Annotated in this window: 4 protein-coding genes; all 4 read left to right on the top strand. The window is 66.1% G+C overall.

Annotated elements, in window-relative coordinates; genetic code table 11:
• Positions 1-224 precede the first annotated feature (224 nt).
• Positions 225-2096: a cobaltochelatase subunit CobT gene (gene cobT / locus JNN06_RS06660; protein ID WP_291238812.1), complete on the top strand. Its 1872-nt coding sequence runs from the start codon at positions 225-227 to the stop codon at positions 2094-2096.
• 75 nt (positions 2097-2171) lie between these two features.
• The gene (locus tag JNN06_RS06655) at positions 2172-2396 is read left to right on the top strand and encodes a DUF2188 domain-containing protein (protein ID WP_291238811.1); all 225 of its coding nucleotides are present in this window, start codon (positions 2172-2174) and stop codon (positions 2394-2396) included.
• A 59-nt stretch (positions 2397-2455) separates the two neighbouring features.
• Positions 2456-3019, top strand: coding sequence for a hypothetical protein (locus JNN06_RS06650; RefSeq protein ID WP_291238810.1), 564 nt, complete (start codon positions 2456-2458; stop codon positions 3017-3019).
• Positions 3020-3028: 9 nt separating this feature from the next.
• The coding region (locus JNN06_RS06645; protein WP_291238809.1) for an aminopeptidase P family protein at positions 3029-4758 on the top strand (1730 nt) is incomplete at its 3' end.

The raw sequence follows: 4758 nt of genomic DNA, 5'->3' as shown, positions 1-4758 counted from the left end.
CACTGCCCGAAAGCGCCGCCTCGATGGCGATGAAGTGACCCGTCGCAGGGGGGCGCTCGCGCCCCCCTCGGCCGGCGGCCGCACCCCCCTGAGGATATTTTTGAACAGAAAATGGCAAGGGCGTTGCCAGGCTCATTTTCTGTTCAAAAATATCTTCGGGGGGTGCGGGGGGCAGACAGCCCCCCGTCTTTAGGGCAACACCAGACCCGGAGCCCTCGCGCGACATGAGCAAACCCACCGATAACCCCGCCGATCCGTTCAAGAAGGCCCTGGCCGAGGCCACCAAGACCATGGCCGATGATGCCGAGATGACGGTGACCTATTCGGTCGATCCGGCGGGGATGACCGCCGAGGGCGTGCGCCTGCCGCAGGTCAGCCGTCGCATGACGCGCGACGAGGTGATGATGGCGCGCGGCACCGCCGATGCCTTCGCGCTGCGCCGCCGCCACCATGACGAGGGCGTGGCTGCAAAATATGCTCCGCCCGGCGGCCTTGCCCGCGAGATCTATGACGCGATGGAGACCGCCCGCGCCGAGGCGCTTGGTGCCCGCGCCATGCCCGGCACCGCCGTGAACATCGCGCACAAGCTGGGCGCCGAGGCCGAGCGCAAGGGCTATGGCCAGATCACGCAAGCCTCTGACGCACCGCTTCCGGTGGCGGCGGGCTATCTGGTGCGCCATCTCGCCACCGGCCAGCCGCTGCCCAAGGCTGCCGAGAATGTCATGAACCTGTGGCGCGGCTTTATCGAGCAGCAGGCCGCAGGCGCGCTTGGCGCGCTGGAGGACACGCTGGCCGATCAGGCCGCCTTCGCCCGTCTGGCGCGCAAGGTGATTGCCGATCTGGGCTATGGCGATCAGCTGGGCGATGACCCGGATGCCGATGCCGAGGATCAGAACGCCGAGGATCAGGCCGAAGAGCAGGAAAACCCCGACAGCACCGGTGAGGATCAATCCGATCAGGAGGAGGAGGCCGAGGCCGACCCCGAGCGCAGCCAGGAGCAGCAGCAGGATCAGAGCCAGGCTCAGGTCTCGATGCAGGAAGATGCCGATCAGGATCAGTCCGAGGAGGCCGAGCTGCCCGAGGGCGAGGCCCCGCTGGAGCCGCCGGCACCAGCGCCCTATTCCGATGCCGACCCGAATTACACCGTCTATACCACGGATTTCGACGAGGAAATCCGCGCCGAAGACTTGGCCGAACCGGCCGAGCTGGAGCGGCTGCGCGCCTATCTCGATCAGCAGCTGGAGCCGCTGAAAGGCGCCGTCTCGCGCCTCGCCAACAAGTTGCAGCGCCGCCTGCAAGCGCAGCAGAACCGCAGCTGGCTGTTCGATCTGGAGGAAGGCACGCTGGATGCCGGGCGTCTGGCCCGCGTGGTCGCCAACCCCACCACGCCGCTGTCGTTCAAGCAGGAGAAGGACACCGAGTTCCGCGACACCTGCGTGACACTCCTGCTGGACAATTCCGGCTCGATGCGCGGGCGGCCGATCAGCATCGCCGCGATCTGCGCCGATGTGTTGGCCCGCACGCTGGAGCGGTGCAGCGTCAAGGTGGAGATCCTGGGCTTCACCACCCGCGCCTGGAAGGGCGGCCAAAGCCGCGAGCGCTGGCTGGCCACGGGGCGGCAGCAGCAGCCGGGGCGGCTGAATGACCTGCGCCACATCATCTACAAGGGTGCCGACGCGCCCTGGCGCCGCGCGCGGCCCAATCTGGGCCTGATGATGAAAGAGGGTCTGTTGAAGGAAAACATCGACGGCGAGGCGCTGGAATGGGCGCATCGCCGCATGATGGCCCGCAAGGAGGCGCGCAAGATCCTCATGGTGATCTCGGACGGGGCGCCGGTCGATGACAGCACGCTGAGCGTCAACCCCGCGAATTTCCTGGAAAAACACCTGCGCGACGTGATCGCCATGGTCGAGCGCCGCAAGGCGGTGGAGCTGATCGCCATCGGCATCGGCCATGACGTGACCCGCTATTACCAACGCGCTGTCACCATCACCGATGTGGAGCAACTGGCGGGCGCCATGACCGAACAGCTTGCCAGCCTGTTTGAAAGCGACCCTCGCAAACGCGCGCGCGGGCTGATGAAAAAGGCCGGGTAAGCCAAGGCTTGTCGGCAGATTGATCTTGGATTCCCGCCCTTCCCGGCTATATTCAAAGGGGTGATGGAGAGGGCCATGTCCAAGAAAGGTCAACACGTCGTCCCGAATGGCAATGGGTGGAGCGTGCGCAGCGCCGGTGCGTCGCGCGCCTCTGGCACCTACGAAACGCAGCGCGAAGCCGTTGACGTGGCACGCAGCCGTGCGCGCCAGCAAGGGACCGAACTTTACATCCACGGGCGCGATGGCCGCATCCGCGAGCGTGATTCCTACGGCACTGATCCCTCACCGCCGAAAGGGTAATCTTGCCGTTCGAGACCAATGTTTTCATCAACTGCCCTTTCGATGATGACTTCGCCCCCTTGCTGCAGGCGATCCTGTTTTGCGTGATCACCATGGGGTTTGAGCCGCGTTTGGCGACAGAACGCAGCGAATCCGGTGAAACCCGGCTCGACAAGATCCGCGAGCTGATCGAGATCAGCAAATATTCCATCCATGATCTGAGCCGCTGTCAGGCCCGCCGCAAAGGTGAGATGTTCCGCCTGAACATGCCTTTTGAACTGGGCATCGACTGGGGCTGTCGCCAGTTTGCGGGCGGCGAGGCCACCGCCAAACGCATTCTGATCCTTGAGGAGAAACCCTATCGGTTTCAGGCTGCACTGTCCGACATTTCAGGCTGCGACATCGAAACCCATGGCGGGCAGTATGACAAGGCAATGACCAAGGTTCGGAACTGGCTGCGCCACCAGACCGGCGTCGATGCCGCAGGCCCGCAGCGCATGATTGGCGACTATGTCACCTTTCAGGAATGGGACTATGAACGGAAGCTGGCTCAGGGCTATTCCGAAGACGATATTCGCGCCTATCCGACATTTGAGCGACTTGAGGCGATCAAACTTTGGGTAAGCTTGGGCAAACCGCTCTGAAAGGCCATGATGTTCCAGACCTTCACCACCACCGCCCGCCCCGATCTTGGCCCGCCGCGGCTTGCCGCCTTGCGTCAGCGGCTGGCGGACGAGGGGCTGGCGGGGTTTCTGGTGCCGCGCGCCGATGCGCATCAGGGCGAATATGTCGCCCCGCGCGACGAGCGGCTGGCCTGGCTGACCGGCTTTACCGGCTCGGCGGGCTTTGCGGTGGTGCTGGCGGATGTGGCGGGCGTGTTCATTGATGGCCGCTACCGGCTGCAAGTGCACGATCAGGTCGACCTCACCGCCTTCACCCCGGTGCCTTGGCCCGAAACCTTGCCGGGGCCATGGATCAAGGCGCATTTGCCCTCGGGCGACGTGGGGTTCGACCCCTGGCTGCATAGCGCCGAAGAGATCGGCAAGCTGGAGGCGGCGGGCGTCAGCCTGCGCCCGGTGACCAATATGGTCGATGCCATCTGGCCCGATCAGCCCGGCCCGCCGATGGGCCGCGCCTTCCCGCATCCGGAGACCCTCGCCGGGGCCTCCAGCGCCGAAAAACGCGCCCGTCTGGCGGAAACCCTGCGCCAGCAGGGCCAGCGCGCGGCGGTGATCACCCTGCCGGATTCGCTGTGCTGGCTGTTGAACATCCGGGGCGCCGATGTGCCGCGCAACCCGGTGCTGCATGGCTTTGCCATCCTGCATGACGATGCCCGCGTGACGCTTTACGCCGAAGCCGCCAAATTCGACGCCGAGACCCGCGCCCATCTGGGCGAGCATGTGACCCTGCGCCCGGCCTCGGCCTTCGTGCCCGCGCTGCATTCGTTGCAAGGGCCGGTGCGGGTGGACCGGGGCAGCGCCCCGCTCGCCGTGGCGCAGGAACTGGAGGAGGCGGGCGTGGCACTGGTCTGGGGCGATGACCCCTGCAAACTGCCCAAGGCCTGCAAGACCGGCGCCGAGATCGCCGCCACCCGCAACGCCCATCTGCGCGACGGCGCGGCCATGGTGCGCTTTCTGCATTGGCTCGACACCGCGCCCGAGGGCCTGACCGAGCGTGCGGTGGTGAAGGCGCTGGAGGGGTTCCGCCGCGATACCAATGCCTTGCATGACATCAGCTTTGACACGATCTGCGGCGCCGGGCCGAATGGCGCCATCATCCATTACCGGGTGACCGAAGAGACCGACCGGCCCGTCACATCCGGCGAATTGCTGCTGGTCGATAGCGGCGGACAGTATCAGGACGGCACCACCGACATCACCCGCACCCTCGCCATCGGGGGGGCGGGGCCGGAGGAAAGCGCCTGCTATACCCGCGTGCTGCAAGGCATGATCGCGCTGAGCCGGGCGCGCTTTCCCAAAGGCGTGGCGGGGCGCGATCTGGATGCGCTGGCGCGGGCGCCGCTCTGGCTCGCGGGGCAGGATTACGACCATGGCACCGGGCATGGCGTGGGCGCCTTCCTCTCGGTGCATGAGGGCCCGCAGCGCATCTCGCGCCTGTCAGAGGTGCCGCTGCAACCGGGCATGATCCTGTCCAACGAGCCCGGCTACTACCGCCCCGGCGCCTTCGGCATCCGGCTGGAAAACCTGATCGTGGTGCAGGAGGCGCCCGTGATGGGCGACCAGCGCCCGCAGCTGAGCTTTGAGACGCTGACCTTCGTGCCCTTCGACCGCCGCCTGATCGTGGCGGCGATGCTTTCCCCCGGCGAGCGGGCGTGGCTTGACCGCTACCATGCCGAGGTGCTGGCGAAGATCGGGCCGCTGGT

It is taken from the genome of Gemmobacter sp. (assembly GCF_016792925.1).
In the GTDB taxonomy this organism is placed as follows: domain Bacteria; phylum Pseudomonadota; class Alphaproteobacteria; order Rhodobacterales; family Rhodobacteraceae; genus Gemmobacter.
The sequence above is the reverse complement of the archived record's forward strand: the minus strand, read 5'-3'. Positions and strand labels throughout refer to the sequence as shown.